The organism is Halomonas sp. SpR1 (genome assembly GCF_031010175.1).
In the GTDB taxonomy this organism is placed as follows: Bacteria; Pseudomonadota; Gammaproteobacteria; order Pseudomonadales; family Halomonadaceae; genus Vreelandella.
In genome coordinates, this window is the sequence record NZ_JAUAMB010000048.1 from 1 (window position 1) to 18,014 (window position 18,014).

At 56.3% G+C, this 18,014-nt stretch carries 15 protein-coding genes; 2 read left to right on the forward strand and 13 right to left on the reverse strand.

What is annotated here, in order from left to right:
- Nucleotides 1-245 precede the first annotated feature (245 nt).
- Nucleotides 246-2,414: a polyribonucleotide nucleotidyltransferase gene (gene pnp / locus QT231_RS21960; protein ID WP_308338925.1), complete on the forward strand. Its 2,169-nt coding sequence runs from the start codon at nt 246-248 to the stop codon at nt 2,412-2,414.
- Between the two features lie 121 nt (nt 2,415-2,535).
- On the forward strand, nt 2,536-3,705 hold the full coding sequence (locus tag QT231_RS21965; protein ID WP_308338926.1) for an MFS transporter: 1,170 nt from the start codon (nt 2,536-2,538) through the stop codon (nt 3,703-3,705).
- Nucleotides 3,706-3,776: 71 nt separating this feature from the next.
- Here the strand turns inward: QT231_RS21965 and QT231_RS21970 are convergent, their stop codons facing one another.
- From QT231_RS21970 to dksA, 13 genes are all read right to left on the reverse strand, one after another.
- A complete protein-coding gene (locus QT231_RS21970; protein WP_308338927.1) occupies nt 3,777-4,955 on the reverse strand; it encodes an acetyl-CoA C-acetyltransferase in 1,179 nt (392 codons plus the stop codon).
- Between the two features lie 205 nt (nt 4,956-5,160).
- Complete coding sequence (gene panD / locus QT231_RS21975; protein WP_308338928.1) at nt 5,161-5,541, reverse strand: aspartate 1-decarboxylase; 381 nt, start codon at nt 5,539-5,541, stop codon at nt 5,161-5,163.
- Nucleotides 5,542-5,570: 29 nt separating this feature from the next.
- A complete protein-coding gene (panC, locus tag QT231_RS21980; RefSeq protein ID WP_308338929.1) occupies nt 5,571-6,443 on the reverse strand; it encodes a pantoate--beta-alanine ligase in 873 nt (290 codons plus the stop codon).
- Nucleotides 6,444-6,542: 99 nt separating this feature from the next.
- Entirely contained in the window at nt 6,543-7,334 is a 792-nt protein-coding gene (panB, locus tag QT231_RS21985; RefSeq protein WP_308338930.1) for a 3-methyl-2-oxobutanoate hydroxymethyltransferase, read from the reverse strand.
- A gap of 380 nt (nt 7,335-7,714) precedes the next feature.
- A complete protein-coding gene (locus QT231_RS21990; RefSeq protein WP_308338931.1) occupies nt 7,715-8,215 on the reverse strand; it encodes a hypothetical protein in 501 nt (166 codons plus the stop codon).
- Between the two features lie 194 nt (nt 8,216-8,409).
- On the reverse strand, nt 8,410-8,832 hold the full coding sequence (locus QT231_RS21995) for a hypothetical protein (RefSeq protein WP_308338932.1): 423 nt from the start codon (nt 8,830-8,832) through the stop codon (nt 8,410-8,412).
- A 258-nt stretch (nt 8,833-9,090) separates the two neighbouring features.
- Entirely contained in the window at nt 9,091-9,609 is a 519-nt protein-coding gene (gene folK / locus QT231_RS22000; RefSeq protein WP_308338933.1) for a 2-amino-4-hydroxy-6-hydroxymethyldihydropteridine diphosphokinase, read from the reverse strand.
- Entirely contained in the window at nt 9,609-10,991 is a 1,383-nt protein-coding gene (gene pcnB, locus QT231_RS22005; protein ID WP_308338934.1) for a polynucleotide adenylyltransferase PcnB, read from the reverse strand. The genes folK and pcnB overlap by 1 nt, the downstream gene beginning before the upstream one ends.
- Nucleotides 10,992-11,888: 897 nt before the next feature.
- Entirely contained in the window at nt 11,889-13,277 is a 1,389-nt protein-coding gene (locus QT231_RS22010) for a sigma-54 dependent transcriptional regulator (RefSeq protein ID WP_308338935.1), read from the reverse strand.
- Nucleotides 13,255-16,203 (reverse strand): ATP-binding protein, encoded by a 2,949-nt coding sequence (locus tag QT231_RS22015; RefSeq protein WP_308338950.1) that lies wholly within the window; start codon nt 16,201-16,203, stop codon nt 13,255-13,257. Before QT231_RS22015 ends, QT231_RS22010 begins: the two co-directional genes overlap by 23 nt.
- 1 nt (nt 16,204) lies before the next feature.
- Nucleotides 16,205-16,381 carry a hypothetical protein gene (locus QT231_RS22020; protein ID WP_308338936.1) on the reverse strand — a complete coding sequence of 59 codons (177 nt, stop codon included), beginning with the start codon at nt 16,379-16,381 and terminating at the stop codon, nt 16,205-16,207.
- Nucleotide 16,382: 1 nt separating this feature from the next.
- Nucleotides 16,383-17,294, reverse strand: a complete 912-nt coding sequence (gene gluQRS, locus QT231_RS22025; RefSeq protein ID WP_308338937.1) for a tRNA glutamyl-Q(34) synthetase GluQRS — start codon at nt 17,292-17,294, stop codon at nt 16,383-16,385.
- 92 nt (nt 17,295-17,386) lie between these two features.
- Nucleotides 17,387-17,824, reverse strand: coding sequence for an RNA polymerase-binding protein DksA (gene dksA / locus QT231_RS22030; protein ID WP_308321820.1), 438 nt, complete (start codon nt 17,822-17,824; stop codon nt 17,387-17,389).
- Between the last annotated feature and the right edge of the window lie 190 nt (nt 17,825-18,014).

Consider the following 18,014-nt stretch of genomic DNA (forward strand, 5'->3'; position numbering starts at 1 on the left):
CAGGGACTGATCTCGATACTGGACGCGGTAAGATGGCTCAAGCGTTCTTCATGAACCGCCGTGGTACGGAACCGTATGCCCGGTGGTGTGAGAGGACAGGGGAGGCGACTCCCCTTCCTACTCGATTTTCGGTTTTTCTCAATAGTGCTGGGGGCAAGTAGGAACAGGTAGCCCTATGGCGCTCCAGCGCCTAGAATGGTAACGAGTCAAAACGACCTAAACGAATAGACAAGTAGATATTGATAATGCTGAAGGAAGTCGCTGTGAATCCGGTAAAAAAAACGTTCCAGTACGGTCGTAGCACCGTCACGCTCGAAACCGGGCGTATTGCTCGCCAAGCTACCGGCGCTGTCATGGTTACCATGGATGACACTGTCGTGCTGTGTACCGTTGTTGCTCGTAAAGAGGCCAACCCGAGCCAACCCTTTTTCCCACTCTCGGTACACTACCAAGAGAAAACCTACGCAGTGGGCAAGATTCCCGGCGGCTTCTTCAAGCGCGAAGGGCGTCCCACCGAGAAAGAGACGCTGACTTCGCGGCTGATTGACCGTCCGATTCGTCCGCTTTTCCCCAAAGGCTTTATGAACGAAGTGCAGGTGATCTGTACTGTTTTGTCGACCGATCGCAATCACGACCCGGATGTCGCGGCGATGCTGGGCACCTCTGCGGCGTTGTCGATTTCTGGCGTACCGTTCAGCGGCCCGATCGGCTGTGCACGCGTAGGCTTTAACGAAGAGAAAGGCTACTTTCTAAACCCGACCGTTGAAGAGCTGAAGAGCTCAGAACTGGATATGGTGGTCGCCGGTACCGATAAAGCCGTATTAATGGTGGAATCTGAAGCCCAAGAGCTGCTCGAAGATGAAATGCTCGGTGCCGTGCTGTTTGGCCACCAGGAGATGCAGGTGGCGATCAGCGCGATTAACGAATTGGTTGCTGAAGCCGGTAAGCCGCGCTGGGACTGGCAGCCCCCGGAAGTGAACCAAGCGCTTAAAGCGGCCATGGCCGATGCTTTCGAAGCCAAAGTCGGTGAAGCCTATCGGATTACCGATAAAATGGCCCGTCAAGATGCGCTGTCGGCATTGAAGGACGAGGCGGTGGCTCTGCTGGTCGCTGCCGAGGGCGAAGAGTCTGAAGGTAAATTCGCCAAGGATGACGTCAAAGGTGCATTCGCGAGCCTTGAAAAACGAGTGGTTCGTTCGCGCGTTGTAAAAGGCGAGCCCCGCATCGATGGTCGCGACAATCAAACAGTTCGTCCGCTGTCCATTGAGGTGGGTACTCTGCCCAAAACCCATGGCTCCGCTATCTTCACCCGTGGCGAAACCCAGGCGATTGCTATTGCAACCTTGGGGACGTTGCGTGATTCGCAGTTAATCGAATCGCTGGAAGGTGAGCGTAAAGACCGCTTTATGCTGCACTACAACTTCCCTCCCTACTGCGTAGGCGAAGCGGGCTTTTTTGGCGGGCCGAAGCGTCGCGAAATCGGCCACGGCCGTTTAGCACGCCGTGGCGTTCAGGCAATGCTGCCGTCAGAAGATGTCTTTCCGTATACCATCCGCGTGGTTTCGGAAATCACCGAGTCTAATGGCTCAAGCTCGATGGCCTCTGTGTGTGGCTCGTCGCTTGCCTTGATGGATGCGGGCGTACCGCTAAAGGCACCGGTCGCCGGTATCGCCATGGGCTTAGTGAAAGATGAAGACGGCTTCGCGGTACTGACCGATATCCTGGGTGACGAAGACCACCTTGGCGATATGGACTTTAAAGTCGCTGGTTCCGAAGAGGGCGTTACCGCCCTGCAGATGGACATCAAGATCGAAGGTATCAACGAAGAGATTATGGAGCTCGCGCTTCAACAAGCGCTTACCGCGCGCCTGAGCATTCTTGAGCAGATGAATGCCGTGATTAGCCAGAGCCGTAGCGATGTCTCCGACAACGCGCCCTCCATGGCGACGATCAAAATTGATCCCGACAAGATCCGCGATGTGATCGGTAAGGGCGGTGCGATGATTCGTAAAATCTGCGAAGACACCGGCGCCTCAATCGATCTCGACGACGACGGCACCGTGCGTATCTACGCGGAAGATAAAGCCGCCGCCAAGCGCGCTATTGACACCGTACTGTCGATCACCGCTGAAGCGGAAATCGGCAAGCTGTATATGGGTAAAGTGGTACGCATTGCTGACTTCGGCGCGTTTGTTAACATTATGCCGGGTACCGACGGCCTGGTGCATATCTCGCAAATCGTTGCCGAGCGCGTAAACAACGTGCGCGACTTCTTGAACGAAGGCGACGACGTGATCGTTAAAGTGCTTGATATCGACAACCGCAACCGCGTGAAGCTGTCGATGAAAGAGATAACCGAAGAAGAGAAAGCCGCTTTTGCCGCAGAAGCAGCGGAAACCGAAGCGACGATTTAAAGCGAGTGATTTAAATCGTTAGGTAGGTTTCTGATACCGCCCTCGTAGCCCCGGCTACGGGGGCGGTGTTGTTTGTGAGCTGTGATCGTCAGGGATATAAAGAATCAGGGAGTAAATCGCGATGGAGCAGGAGCAAGCGCCGCGCTGGTGGGCGGTGGTGGCCGTGATGATCGGCATTTTTTTACTGGTAACCGCAGAACAACTGCCGATTGGCTTATTGTCCCAGGTGGCCTCATCGATGGGCGTTACCCCAGGCATGGCGGGCTTAATGGTGACGGTGCCTGGCGTTGTTGCGGCTTTCTCAGCTCCGCTGTTACCGGTCGCGGTGGGGCGCTTGGATAGGCGCATCATGCTCACGGTATTGATGGTCGTTATGGTAGCGGGGAGTGTGTTTACAGCCTTGGCGAGCAACTTTGCGCTGTTGCTGGCCTCCCGTGTGCTTGTGGGGCTTTGTATTGGTGGGTTCTGGGCGGTGGCGGGCAGCATTGCCCCGCGCCTGGTGCCCGAAGCTCAGGTGCCTAAAGCCATGACGATGATCTTTGGTGGCGTTGCTGCGGCCTCGGTGCTGGGCGTGCCTTTGGGTACGCTACTGGGCGATTTCAGCAACTGGCGAGTAGCCTTTGGCGCGTTGGGCGGTTTTAGCCTGTTAACAGCCATTGCACTGTGGCGTTGGCTGCCGCCTTTGCCACCACGTGAACCCGTTCGTCTTCGAGTACTGGCGCAGCAATTTAGCAATCGTGGTGTGCGCGTCGCGGTGCTAACCACAGCCTTTGTCGTGGTGGGGCACTTTGCCGCCTACACTTTTATCAGTCCTATCCTGCAGGAGATTAGCGGTATTTCCCAGCGTCATGTGGGCAGCCTACTGCTGCTTTACGGCGCCGCAGGCATTATAGGCAATATTGCGACGGGTATGTTCGCTGGGCGGCACCCTTACCGCGCGGTGCTGGCGATTCCCAGCCTGTTGCTCATCGTGGTGGCCGTGTTCCCGCTGTTGGGCGTTCAGCCGAGCAGCGGCGTGTTACTGCTCATGGCCTGGGGTGCCGTGTTCGGTAGCGTATCAGTCAGTATCCAAACCTGGATTTTGCGCACCGCACCCAATACCGAAGCCGCCACGGCGTTGATGGCGTTTACCTTCAATATGTCGATTGGACTGGGAGCCATGGTCGGCGGGCGTATCGTCGACGGCACTAGCTTGCCTATCGCCATGTGGGCTGCATCGGGATTGTTTCTACTGGGGATGCTGTTAGTGCTAAGCACGCCAGCCAAGGTGGTCGGTGAAAAGTCACGTTAACCCAATACAGGTCAAAAAAATGCCCCCGTAAGTAACGGGGGCACTGGTTAGGCGTGAACCTCGGTGGGTAATTAAGGACGCTCAATCGCCAGCGCGACACCCTGGCCGCCGCCGATACACAGCGTGGCGAGGCCTTTTTTGGCATCGCGGGCGATCATTTCGTGGAGCAGGGTGACCAGTACGCGGCAGCCAGAAGCGCCGATTGGGTGCCCCAGGGCAATCGCACCGCCGTTGACGTTCACTTTAGAGGTGTCCCAACCGAGCTCTTTGTTGACGGATAGCGCCTGGGCGGCAAACGCCTCATTGGCTTCTACCAAGTCCAGGTCGTCCAGGCTCCAGCCGGCTTTTTCCAGGCAGCGGCGGGTGGCCGGTGCTGGGCCGATACCCATGATGGCAGGGTCAACGCCTGCGTTGGAGTAAGCCGCTATGCGTGCCAGTGGCTCTAGTCCCAACTGTTTGGCTTTTTCGGCGGAGCAGAGCATCACCACCGCCGCGCCGTCGTTGAGTGCCGAGGCGTTACCGGCGGTAACGGTGCCATCTTTCTTAAATGCTGGGCGCATGCCGCCGAGTTTTTCAGCGGTGACTTCGCGAGGATTCTCGTCGGTATCAAACACCACCGGATCGCCTTTGCGCTGGGGAATTTCCACCGGCACGATCTGGCCTTTGAATTTGCCCTCTCTAATCGCCGCCGCGGCTTTTTGTTGAGACGCCGCTGCGAACTCGTCCATCGCTTCGCGGGTGATGCCGTACTTCTCCGCTAAGTTTTCGGCGGTGATGCCCATATGGTAATTATTGAAAGCGTCCCACAGGCCGTCGTGCACCATGGAGTCGATCGCTTTCCAATCGCCCATGCGCTGACCGTTGCGGGAGTTGGGCAGCACGTGGGGCGAGGCTGACATGTTCTCCTGGCCGCCGGCCAGAATCAGTTCGGCATCGCCACAGCGAATGGCTTGAGTGGCGAGATGCAGCGCCTTAAGGCCTGAACCACACACTTTGTTAATGGTCATGGCCGGTACCGAGTCCGGTAGGCCGCCTTTGATTGCCGCTTGGCGCGCTGGGTTTTGGCCAACGCCCGCCGTGAGCACCTGGCCCAGTAGTACTTCGTCAACCTGATCGGGAGAAACGCCGGTGGAGGCGAGGATATCCTTGATCACCAGGGCGCCCAGGTCGCTCGCGGGAATACCTGCGAGGGAACCACCGAAAGCGCCCACAGCGGTGCGGCGTGCCGCAACAATGACTACTTCTTGCATAAAATGACTCCTGAAGTGATTAACAGACAGTCTGATGTCAGATGCCCGCTAGGCGTGCTCTGCCAGCCGTACTCTTTTATTCGAGCTCTGTCAGCCGTTTCTTCAGCATAGGGGAAGGTGGTGCATTGCGGCAATAAACCTTTATGGGCAAATAAAAACGGGCCAACATGTGGCCCGTCAGGAGAAAGTAGTAAAGGCGCTAAGATTAGGCCAGCTGCACCGGGATAATATTGCTGGTGTGGCTGACGTGGTTGCCTTCCTGGAGATACACCAGCGCAGGCTGATGGTGTTCCAGTTCAGCTTCAGAGTAGTGGGCATAGCTGCAGATAATGATCCGGTGGCCCGGCGCGGCAAGATGGGCCGCAGCGCCGTTGATCGAGATGAGTTTGGAGCCCTCCTCACCGCGAATAGCGTAGGTGGTGAAGCGCTCGCCGTTTTCGACGTTGTAAATCTGGATCTGCTCATTTTCACGGATGCCCGCCATATCCAGCAGGTCACCGTCGATGGCGCAGGAGCCTTCGTAGTTGAGTACCGCGTGAGTGACGCGCGCCATGTGAAGTTTGGCTTTGAGCATAATGGTGTGCATGGTGAGTTCCTGTATTCCCCGTTGTTTGTTTATTCATTAATAGTAGCGGCAGCGCTGGCCGGGAGCTGAACCGTGAGGTTGTCGATTAACCGCGCCGGGCCTAACTTGGCGGCGGCCAGCAGTATTGCATGGCGGGTGGCTAGGTTTACGGGGCCTAGCGTGACATCCCGTAGTTCCAGATAGTCCAGCGTAAAGCCCGCATCATACAGCGCGGTGTTGCCCTGGTGTAGTACCTTTTCGATAGCTTCGCCGCGCTCCAGTGCATCGCGCAAGGCGCACAGCGTGCGGTAGAGCAGCGGTGCAATGGCACGCTCTTCGCGGCTTAAATAGCCGTTACGCGATGACAGCGCCAGGCCATCCTCTGCACGGACGATGGGCACACCGATAATTTCGATGGGCATGTGCAGGTCGCGCACCAGCTTACGTATTACCGCAAGCTGCTGGTAATCCTTCTCCCCAAAGCAGGCGACGTCCGGTTGCACCAGGTTAAACAGCATACTGACCACGGTGGAAACACCATCGAAATGGCCGGGGCGCGAGCCGCCACACAGTCCTTCGCCCACCACGGGCACATGCACCCGGGTCTGGGCGTCTAAGCCGTTGGGGTAGAGCGTGCTTACCGCCGGAGCAAATAGGATGTCGCAGCTGGCCCCGATAAGCTGCGCTTGATCGGCATCAAAGGTACGCGGATAGCCGTCTAAATCTTCGCCTGGGCCAAACTGCATGGGATTGACGAACAGGCTCGAGACCACGATATCAGCGTGCTGGCGCGCGCAGGCGACCAGCGCTAGGTGCCCGGCATGCAGATTGCCCATGGTGGGCACCAGGGCAATACGCTGGCCGCGTTGGCGGTAATCTCGCAGCATGCTGCGTAGCTCATCAATGTCTCGCAAAGTGCGCATAGTCGTTTCGTGCCAATAACAAAAAATGGGCGATAGTCGAGCTGTCTTAAAAACGGTTTTTTAAAAACCGGGCTTAAAAACCGATTTTAAAAACCGATTTTAAAAACAGTGCTCTTGAGCCGGGAAGGCGCGGGTTTTGACGGCTTCGTGGTAGTGCTGGAAAGCCGCTTGAATGCTGTCAGCCTCGGCCATAAAGTTTTTCACAAAGCGAGGCGTGCGGCCATGGGTAACGCCAAGCACATCGTGCATCACCAGAATCTGGCCATCGGTATCCGGGCCGGCGCCAATGCCAATCACCGGCACTTCCAGTGCTTCGGTGACCGCTTTGCCTAGGCTGGCAGGGACGCATTCAAGCAGAATCACTGAAGCGCCTGCCTCGACTAAAACTTTGGCATCGCTGATGATTCGCTCGGCGTGAGCGGCATCGCGGCCTTGCACTTTATAGCCACCCAGTTGATGCACGGTTTGTGGGGTTAACCCCAGGTGGGCGCACACCGGCACACCGCGACGAGTGAGTTCACGGATGCCATCGGCCATCCACGCTTCGCCTTCCAGCTTGACCAGCTCCGCCCCCGCGCGCATCACGGCGCCGGCATCTTCCAGCAGACGCTCGGTGGTAGCATTGCTCATAAACGGCAGATCCACCATCAGCAGGCTATGGCCTTTGCCACGCGCCGCGCAGCGGGTGTGGTAAACGATGTCTTCAATGGTGACGGGGAGAGTGCTGCTATGGCCCTGTAGCACCATGCCCAGCGAATCACCGACCAGCAGGACATCAATGCCTGCCTGGCTTGCCGCGTGGGCAAAGGAGGCATCGTAAGCGGTCAGGCAACTGAACGTCTCGCCAGCCTGCTTATAGGCCTGCAGCGTGCTTAGGGTGACGGTTTTCATGGTGTGCTCTCATGTTTTACGTGAGGCCGCTGCGACATAGGCAGCCGACCATTATTAATGCTGCATCCCTGCATGCGCGAAGTGGCGTAACCGGTGATTGTTACCTGAATGGGGTGTCGGTGTCGAGATTTGTGTCAAAAGGTAGCATTAGCCGCACACTAGGCATTGGGGAGGCGTTTCAAGTTCTATGATCAAATGCCAACGGCGATTGGTAAAGGTCTAATAAGAGGCTGTGTCAGGTGTGTTCTTGAGTACCCGCTGTAGTGCCTCAAGTAGGCAGATACAACAATAAGAATTGTGTGGATGAGATTTGAGGGAAACGATTGCGACTAAAAAGCGCTTTTCCATGACTATTGTAAGAGAAGCGCCTGTTACCAGCTTTACGCTATTTGCGTTAGGTCTATGAGATAGTTATCGGCGGTACCTACAGTTTCAATCATATTATTGCCACCGAGAAAAAAGTCTTCAACAATAACACTATCATCAAAAGTTCCATCAGAGAGATCAGCGACACTAGATAGCCAGAGGTCATCAGAACCTTCGGATCTGATATAATCCAGGTCGGCTAAATTAATATCAGTAAAGAAAATTGTATCGCTTCCTCCCCCGAAACCAGTACTTTCAGATGGTGATAAGTCATCGTTTATAATATCGACCCCATCATTGGCACCATGGTAGTAGCGATCGTCACCGTTTCCTCCATACATCCGATCATTACCAGCACCTCCTATCAAAATGTCTGCGCCTGGCCCTCCAGATAACAAGTCATCTCCTTCTCCTTCATCTAGATAATCATCTCCTTCCCCGCCTACAAGGACATCATTAGAGAGGTAACCAAATATTGTGTCGTTCCCGCCTTCCCTTTGTATGCTGGCTTCCATAGACAATATCATTGCCACTACCTGCCACTACCTGCCACTACCTGCCACTACGCCATGGCTAGTCGCTTGCCCTGTTAATGGTTCGTTACGAATATCAATAATGTCGTCAAATTGTGTTCCAGTAAAATGCCCCATATCTCCTCTCCTCTGAGAACAGTTCAATGATGTCTACTCACAACGTAGAGTGCAGATTTTTATCGATCGTGGTAACTGTTAAGAATCTGAGCCAGTGAATCCGAGAAGCTGTAAGAGCTTGGTTTTGTAGAGTAATTTATCTCGCCACCTAACTCTTTTGCTATTTGCTCAGCGCGTTCCTGAGCCAACGGCAGGCCTCCACCATTCGTGCTTAACTGTAGGTCTCTAGGAGTTTGAGCCAATCCTGAATCCCATACTTTTGCTACCACTTTGCCGTTAACCTTTATTTCTGCAAATAAATTCTCTGGAGCATTGTCGGCGTTTCTTGCTTGTTGGGCGGCATGTTTCTGTATAGAAAGCGGTTCTCTAGCCTCGGTTACCTCAGATTCTGTCATTTTTCTTGCGTGTAGGGTTTCCTTCATTGAGATGGCGTTTCCAGTTACCGCGTATGCATGTTGACTGTTGATGCCAGATATACTCATTCCGAGATTCCTCGTAAGTTAATTTGTTCTGGAAGACTTAGTAACTATAGAGTTAGTGAATATGCAGCCTTGCAGCAAGCCTACACATATCACTTTTATCTGAGCTACTGTTAGCAAGCTTAGCTGTGAATAATCCTAAGGACAATGAATCCGTAAGCTTAAATATAGAGGCGAAAACAAGCTGTTTCTTAATTTAGCTGTATTCCCGCTGTCATTACCTTGAAGCGTTGGAAACCTTCAAGGTGATAATCTCCAACCTCAGGCCCGAATTGTCAGTGACGCTAGACGCTCTAAGCCATGGTTTGAGTCTTGTGCATTAATATGCTCAAGCCATACGGATAGTGGCTTTTGATAAAGATGAGTTGAAGGGGCAATCTCAGCGAGCGGGACTAAAACAAAGGCCCGGGCAGTCATGTGCGGGTGTGGTACGCGTAGCCGAGGCGTGTCGATAGCGGCGTTGGCGTAGAGCAGTAGGTCCAGGTCGAGGGTACGTGGCCCCCAGTGGCGCTGGCGGCGGCGGCGATGCTGCTGCTCTAACGCCTGAAGCTGATCAAGCAGTGCCAGCGGTGAGAGGTGTGTCTCCAGCGCGGCTACGGCGTTGATAAAGTCCGGCTGATCTTGGGGGCCCACAGGGCGGCTGGCGTAGAGCGACGACGCTGCTACCAATCGACTTAGCGGCAGCATTGCCAGCTCATTTAGCGCCTCGCGAACCTGCTCAATCGGCGATTCGAGATTGCTACCCAAGCCGATATAGGCAAGCTGGTGAGGCGCACCCACTACTCTGGCGCGCTCGGCTTACGGCGCCGTTTGCGACGGCGGTCACCTTGACTGGCGGGGTCGCCGCCAACTTTTTGTAGCAAACGCCGCTGTTCATGCTCATCGCCGCGCTGAAACGCCGTCCACCACTCGCCTAAACCACTGGGTATTTCACCCGCCTGCTCGCGCAGCAGGAGCAGGTCATAGCCCGCCCGGAAACGCGAATGTTCACGGGTTTGAAAGGCTTTTTTACCGCGCCGCTGGGGTAGGCGCTGCTGTAACTCCCAAATCTCCCGCATGGGGATACCAAAGCGCTTGGGAATCGAGGTGAACTCTAACTGACGAGAAACCACCTGCTGAGCCGCCGCTTGAAGCGCGGGAATGGGCGGCATGCCCTCCTGCTCCAGTGCTTCCTGGCGATGTTTGACCGGTGCCCATAAAAACGCCGCCAACAGGAACGCCGGGGTGACCGGACGCTCTTCGGCGATTCGCTTGTCGGTATTGGTCAGCGCTTGCTCGATTAGCTCTTCGGCCCAGGCGGCGTCGGCCATGGCTTCTTCGGCCTCGGGGAACAGCATGCCGAATAAACCGTAGTGACTAAGCAGCCGGAAAGTGACCAAGCCGTGGCCCGACATAAATAGCTTGAGGACTTCATCGAATAGACGCGCAGGAGGAATCTGCAGCAGCAGCGGCGCCTGATCGTACATCGGCGCTTCGGTTGCTGGGTCTAGGGTGAAGTCGAGCTTAGCCGCAAAGCGCACCGCCCGTAGCATTCTGACCGGGTCTTCGCGGTAACGCGTCGCCGGGTCGCCAATTAGACGCAGGGTACGGGTCTTAATATCCTTGGCACCATTGGCGAAGTCGGTGATGCTGAAGTCGGCGATATTGTAGTAGAGCGCATTGACGGTGAAGTCGCGCCGCAGCGCGTCCTCTTCAATATTGCCCCATACATTGTCGCGTAGCAGTAACCCTTCATCGGACTGATGGGCAATGTGATCGCCATGCTCATCTTGGGGTTTGCCACGGAAAGTGGTGACCTCTATGACCTCGCGACCAAAGCGCACATGGACAATCCGAAAACGACGGCCAATCAGACGCGAATTACGAAACAGATCGCGAACCTGTTCGGGAGTGGCGTTGGTGGCGACGTCAAAATCCTTGGGCATCTTGCCAAGCAGGGCATCGCGTATGCAGCCGCCCACTAGATAGGCGTCGTAACCTGCACCGCTAAGGCGATAAAGCACTTTTAACGCGGCATCGCTAATATGCTGGCGAGAAACAGGGTGCTCGGACCGAGGGATGGTGCGCGGCGTAAGGGCGCTGGTGCTGCTCTCTTGGGGTTCAAGCAAGGTTTTCAATTGCTCCCCCGGGCTGTGTAGGAAACGGGTAAATCCTTTAAACATGCGACGATTTCAACTCGCAGGGTACATAAAAAATCAACAATCGCGTAACGTGTCTAGGTAAAACGCACGTTAAATGAGTGCTTAACATCGACAGTTAATGCCTGAGTGTATCCGACCCCCTAAGGCTTGCAAAGCATTTGACGCCGGTTTGCGTAAACTCAAGGGGCCAGACACGGAAAGGGGAGGCTAAGAGAGCCTCCCCTATTAAGCAATCAATCAGCGTCCGTGCTGCTGTTTTTCTTCATGATGGCACATCGCCCTGAATACGCACCGCAGTCGGTAGGCGTAAGGATCGCAATCGCTCCGACCGCCTCGTATTCAAAACAATAATCCAACCGCGAACTTTTCTCCCCCCGGGGAATTATTATTGGCGCCGGGGTGTACACACTGACAGCTATTGTTGTTGTTAGGATGCCAAGTCACGTTGTACGTCGCGTCCTTATCGGGCCACTTGCTGGTTTTATTATTGTTCGCTGCGCCTGTGTTGCCCGCGCAAGCAAGTAATGAGATTCAAGCCTGTTGTTTTTATTAGTACTGTTATCTCTACCTGGCCCTGTTGTTCTTGTTGTGGCTCAGGTGTGGGGTGAGGTCATGTTGTTTTTATTGGCGACCTACCGCTATGCCCAGTTTGTTTTTCTTACCCAGTAATATTGCAGACGCTGTGCCACCTATTTAATACATTATAAATTTCAGCAGGTTGGCGTTTTTTTGAACGCTAAGGAACTTTGTGAGGTGAAAAGTGTTACCCCTTTCGCGACCGTTTGTGCGCTGTGTTGTGTGGGAAGGTAACAGTGCAATCGTGGTGAGAGGTGGGATATTTCTTATTTAAATCAGTGTATTAGACAATGGTCGTAGAGGGTGCGGGTGGCAGGGGGAGTGGAAGTACTGCCCAGGTGCTTAACCTGGGCGCCGGGCAGTTTTTTTGCGCGGTATACCCAAACGTTGGCGCCGCTCCCAGAGGTTTTTACGGCTAATACCCAGCTTTTGTGCCAGCTCGGTTTCACTCATTTGGTCTTGGTGCTCAAGCACAAAGTGCTGGAAGTAATCTTCTAAAGAGAGGTCGTCTTCATTCTCTTCGGCGGCTTTATCCCCGCCACCACCGCTAACTGAGGCGTTAGCAGGAGGTGTATGGGGACGAGAGGGGGCCGGCGCCAGCCCCAGATCATCCGGGTGGATCAGGTGACCTTCGGCAAGAATGACACCACGCTCAAGGGCATTCTCCAGTTCGCGAACGTTGCCCGGCCATGGGTAGTCGCGCAGATCCTGGCGGGCGGCGCGGGATAGGCGTAGCCCCGTGCGCTCGTGTCGTTTACACGCCTTGTCGAGCAGGATGTCGGCGATCTCAAGCACGTCATCCTCACGCTCTCGCAGGGGCGGCAGCTCAATCTGCATCACGTTCAGACGGTAATAAAGGTCGAGGCGGAACTCGCCGGTTTTTGATAGCGCACGCAGGTCGCGATGGGTGGCCGCAATCAGCCGGACGTTAACGTGGCGGGTTTCCACCGAGCCAATTTTGCGGATCTCCCCCTCTTGCAGAACGCGTAGCAGGCGTGCCTGGGCATCCAACGGAAGCTCGCCAATCTCATCCAAAAACAGCGTGCCGCCATCAGCGGCTTCGACTAACCCAGTGCGCGCAGCGCTGGCGCCGGTAAAAGCGCCTTTCTCATGGCCAAACAGCTCGGATTCGATCAGCGTTTCAGGAATCGCCGCGCAGTTAACGCAGATCAGCGGCGCCTTGGCGCGTTTGCTCTGCTGGTGAATGGCCCTTGCCACCAGCTCCTTACCGGTGCCCGACTCGCCGAGAATCAGTACGGTGACATCGGCGGGGGCGGTTTTACTAATGCGGGTGTAGACCTGCTGCATGGCGACGCAGTTGCCGATCATGGTTTGGCGACCGCCGCCTGCATCGGTGATATCCGGCGGTGGGCTCTGCTGCATGGACTGCTTGTGCAGAATCCTCTCAACGGTTTCAAGTAGCTCCGCGTGGTCAAAGGGCTTAGCGACATAGTCCACCGCGCCTAGTTTGAGTGCTTCTACAGCCGAGCGCATGCTCGCATAACTGGTCATAATCAATACCGGTACGGGCGCGGCTGCCGCGATCAGCGCCGTGCCCGGTTCGCCCGGTAGGCGCAGGTCGCTGATAATGAGGTCGAAACCGGTGAGCTCAAGCTGGCAGGCCTCTTCAGCGTTGCCCGCTTCGCTAACCATATAGTCGTGGCGTTCCAGCAGCCGCTTCAATGCGCTGCGAATAATCGCTTCATCTTCAACAATCAGAATCCTGGGCATGGGTCGGCTGATCATCCTGTTGGTAAAGCGGCAACCATAACGTAATGGCCGTGCCGCGAGGCTGTCCCGGGGGTGGCGAGGCCACGTCTATTTTACCCTGGTGCTCATTGATAATCTGGTAGGCCAATGAAAGGCCCAGGCCGGTGCCCTCGCCGGCGGGTTTGGTGGTGGTAAAGGGCTCGAATAAGTGGTCGCGTACCCGTGGGTCGATGCCCTGGCCATTATCGACTATCCGCCACCAGGCAAGCTGGCCTTGGCATCCTGCGGTAATATGAACTTCTCCCCCCTGATCGCAGGCATCCCGGGCATTGCTGAGCAGATTGACCATCACTTGGGTTAATCGCTGGGCATCGCCACGCACCACCACGTCGTCGGGCGTCTCATTGGTTAAGATAACATCCTCTCCCGAGCGGGCGAGGTGGATCAAGTGCAGTGCGTCTTCGCTAATCGAGGCAAGCGCCACAGGCGAGGCGGGGATGGGTACCGATTGGCGACCTCCATGGGCAAAGCCGACCAATGAATTGACGATTTTAGTCACCCGTTGGGTCAACTGCTGGATTTGGTCGGCGGTCTCCAGCAGGGCGGGATCGTTGGTGTCGTAGCGTAGGTTTTGTGCCAGCGACGAGATGCCGGTAATGGGGTTGCCAATTTCATGGGCGACCCCGGCGGCTAGCTGGCCGATAGAGGCGAGGCGCGCCGCATGCACCAGTTCATCTTCCAGCCACTTCATTTCGGTGTGGTCTTCAATCAGGATAACGCTGCCGCCACGGCTGTCATTGCCGCTGAGAATGGCTTTGTGCAGGGTCAGGAAGTAGTCCCGGCCGTGGAGCGCCACCGCTTGCTTGTATAGCGGGCCTGGCGTTGCCTCTAACGCGCTGCCCAACAGCCTGGGCCAGGGGGCCGGCAGGCTATCGCGGCGTGAGCCGATCACACTCTCACCGCTAATGCCCGAGAGTTGCGAGAGCGCCTGATTCCACATCAAAAGCTCATCGTCATCCCCCAGAACGCACAGCCCTACCGGTAAATAGGCCAGGGTCTGGCGATGGTGGCGGCGTAAACCGTCGAGCTCACGGGCTAACCCCGTCAGTCGTGAGCGATAAGCTTCCAGGCGGCTCTCGACAAAGTGAATATCGTCGGTTTCTGGGGTGTCGTCGTGGCGGTAGGGCAGGTAGCGATCAACGATGTCTCGAGCCACTGAAGGGCCCATCAAGCCAGACAAGTTCGCCTGAATGCGGTCACGCAAGCGGCGCAGGGCGTAGGGACGGCGCTCCTGGGGCGTCAAGTTGAGCGCTTGCAGAGCCCTGTTCACTTCACGGCTGGCGGCTTCATCGCCGAGTGCGTGGGCTAAGTGGGTAGAAAAGTCGCTGGCCGTGGCAGCCTCCAGTGGGAAGCGTTTGGAGCGGATAACGGCGTCCACTGAGCACGCCTCTGCAGCGGTTTGTTCCCCTTCAGAAATACGCGTGAACAGCGATATCACAATCAGCAGCAGGATATTCACCGCTAACGACAGTAACGTAACGTTGTACCAAACCGGTGCGCCAGGGTCGGTAAGCGGCGTAACGGGTAGGGTCGGTACGGGAAGCGAGAGCATAAGTGGCAGCCATAGACCCCACAGCCACACGCCGACGCCTGCGATCAGGCCAATAACCATGCCTTTACGGTTAGCACCCGGCCAATAGAGCAGTGCCAGCATACCCGGCAGGCATTGTGCCATGCCAACAAAGGCGGCTAACCCAAGGCCAATTAAGCCGTGGTGTCGCCCTACCCATTGGTAAAACAGCCAGCCGCCGATAATCACAGCAACCACCAGCCCACGGCGCAGCCACAACAGCCAGCCGTAGAGGTCGCTGCGCGCCTCGGGGGGCCTTGCTACCAGCACAATGTGGTTGAGTATCATGCCGGAAAGCGCCAGCGCGATCATGATCATGGTGCCGCTGGCGGCGGCTAACCCGCCGATAAATGCCAGTGCCCCGACCCACCAGTGTTCGGTCATCAGGTAGGCGGCATAGGCGGCGATGGGTATATCGGTATTAACCGACTGAGCGGCCCACCAAATCAGTGGCACGGGCAGTGCCATGAGCAGCAGAAACAGCGGCAGTGCCCAACTGGCTTGTAGCAGGGTATGCCGCGACAGACTTTCTGAAAAACTGATATGAAACAGATGCGGCATCATGAAGGCTGCGGCAAAAAACAGCAGCAACAGGGTTCGCCACTGGGCAGGGTCAAGTTTGGGCGTCTGTTGCTGGAGAAGAGCGCCGGGGCCTTCCAGCCACAGCTGTAGATCGCCAGGGCCGTCAAATACCATCCATAGCGCCACCGCACCAAGCCCCAGCATAGCCAGCAGCTTAACAATCGATTCAAACGCGATGGCGCTGAGCAGGGTGTCGTGACGGCCATGAGACTGGCTGTGACGGGCGCCAAAAATCACCGCGAAAGCGGCAATCACCGCGCAAAAAAGGAGCGCAATGCTGCCTCCCGCTTGGCTTGCGGTGACGATATTGATGGCTTCGCTCAGGGTTTGCACTTGAATGCCGAGCAGTGGCAGCACTGCCAGCAGACTGACCAGGGTGACCAGCGTACCCGCCCAGCGGGAGCGAAAGCGAAAAGCAAACAGATCCGCCAGCGACGAGAGTTGATAGGTGCGGGTGATGCGCTGGATGGGTACCAGCAGCACCGGGGCGAGCAAGAAGGCACCCGCTGCGCCCAGGTAGTAGGCGAGGTAGCCAAACCCGGCATGGGCGGCCATTTCCACGCTGCCATAAATCGCCCAGGCGCTGGCGTAAACGCCCAGGGCGAGGGTGTAAACAATTGGATGGCGGGTAATGCGCACCGGCACCCAGCCGCGCTCTACCGCAAAACCGCAGCCAAACAGCAGCGCTAAATAGCCCAGCCCCAGCAGTAGGACGCCGACTATCTCAACGGGCATCTCAACGTTCATCAAGCTTCCTCTTCTGCTCCAGCCACAGGGTCAGCGCAATCAGGCCACCCCAAATCACAAACGGCCGGTACCAGGCAGCCTCTGGGTCGCTCCAGCCGTTCATCAGCAGCGGAGAGAGCAGGTAACCGCCAAACACCAAAAACAGCATGATGCGATAGACGTACATATCAATCTCCTGATGGATGTAAGAGGGGCGTTAAACGGTGTGCTGTCGGGCTTAGCCGTGCCAGTGACCAGTTCGCTACCGCCCAGTGTAGCTGAGTCGACGGGGGCTCTGCTGCGAGGTCTTGGGGCGGCGTTTGATCAAGCGCCTGCAGGGCCTGAAAGAGCTGCTGGCGTACACCGTGGTTATCTTCCGCCAGGGCGGGAGCGAGGTTTTGCTTCGAGAGCTTCTGGCCTTCAGCGGTGACGATCAGCGGCAAGTGCAGGTAGCGCGGTTGCGCTAGCCCAAGCGCACTCTGCAACTGGCGCTGCCAGGGGGTGTTGTCGAGCAGGTCGAGCCCGCGCACCACATCGGTAATGTTCTGCTCGGCGTCATCGACCACCACGGCCAACTGGTAGGCCCACAGGTCATCTTTGCGCTTTAATACCACATCGCCTAATTCAGCGGGATCAAACTGCTGCGCGCCGAATAGCCGGTCGTCCCAGCGAATAGGGCGTTCGCCAAGGTCGCTGCGCAGCCGCCAGGCCACTGGTTTGGTGGGATCGCAAACGCCATCGCGGCACCAGCCAGGGTAGATGTCAAACCCCTGCCACTGTTTACGGGAACAGCTGCAGGGGTAGGCAAGCCCGAGTTGGATAAGCTGGTCTAAGGCAATTTGATAAGCCTCATCACGGGTGTGCTGCCACATTACACTCCCATCCCACTCCAGGCCAAAGGTTTCCAGCTGACGCAGGATCGTGCTCGCCGCGCCTTCAGGGCAGCGGGGCGGGTCGATATCCTCAATGCGTACCAACCACTCCCCCCGTGCCGCACGGGCGTCTAGGTAGCTGCCTAAAGCGGCAACCAAAGAGCCAAAGTGCAGCGGGCCTGAGGGCGTAGGCGCAAAGCGGCCACGGTAGCCAACAGAGTCGTTCATTGTAGCGTCGTCCTTGGTGGTTCAGGCAAGCGCTGTCAACAAAAACGGGCACCCTAAGGTGCCCGCGTTCAAGTAGAACGTTGTTTTAGTGCTCAGCCGCCGAGCTGCTTCTCCTTTAGTTCTGCCAAGGTTTTGCAGTCCACACAGAGGGTGGCGGTGGGGCGAGCTTCTAAACGGCGGATGCCGATTTCAACGCCGCAGGCTTCGCAGAAGCCGTAGTCATCATCATCGATTTTATCGATGGTTTCGTTAATCTTCTTGAGCAGCTTACGCTCGCGATCCCGAGTGCGCAGTTCCAGGCTAAAGCCCTCTTCCTGAGTAGCACGGTCGGCGGGGTCGGCGTAGTTGTTCGCGTCTTCCTGCAGGTGGCGTACGGTACGATCCACCTCTTCCATGAGATCCTGTTTCCAATCCAGCAGCAGCTGACGGAAGTGCGCTAGCTGCTGCTCGTTCATATACTCTTCACCCGGCGCTGACTCATACGGGGTGAAGGACTTGGACGCTTCCGGTTTCTTTTCTGCTACTGGCATGGGACTGCCCCTTACATATGTGACTACTGATCGACCATGAGCGATTGTCACGATCTCACGCCAAAGGGATGCTTGTTTAGCTGAAAAATGGCTGGGTTGCAAGCATAATGGTGAGCTTTTGACGATAGTCTGGCCTTGAATATGACTAGCGCGATGTTTTAGTTAGTTTTTAAATATTTACCTAGTTTTA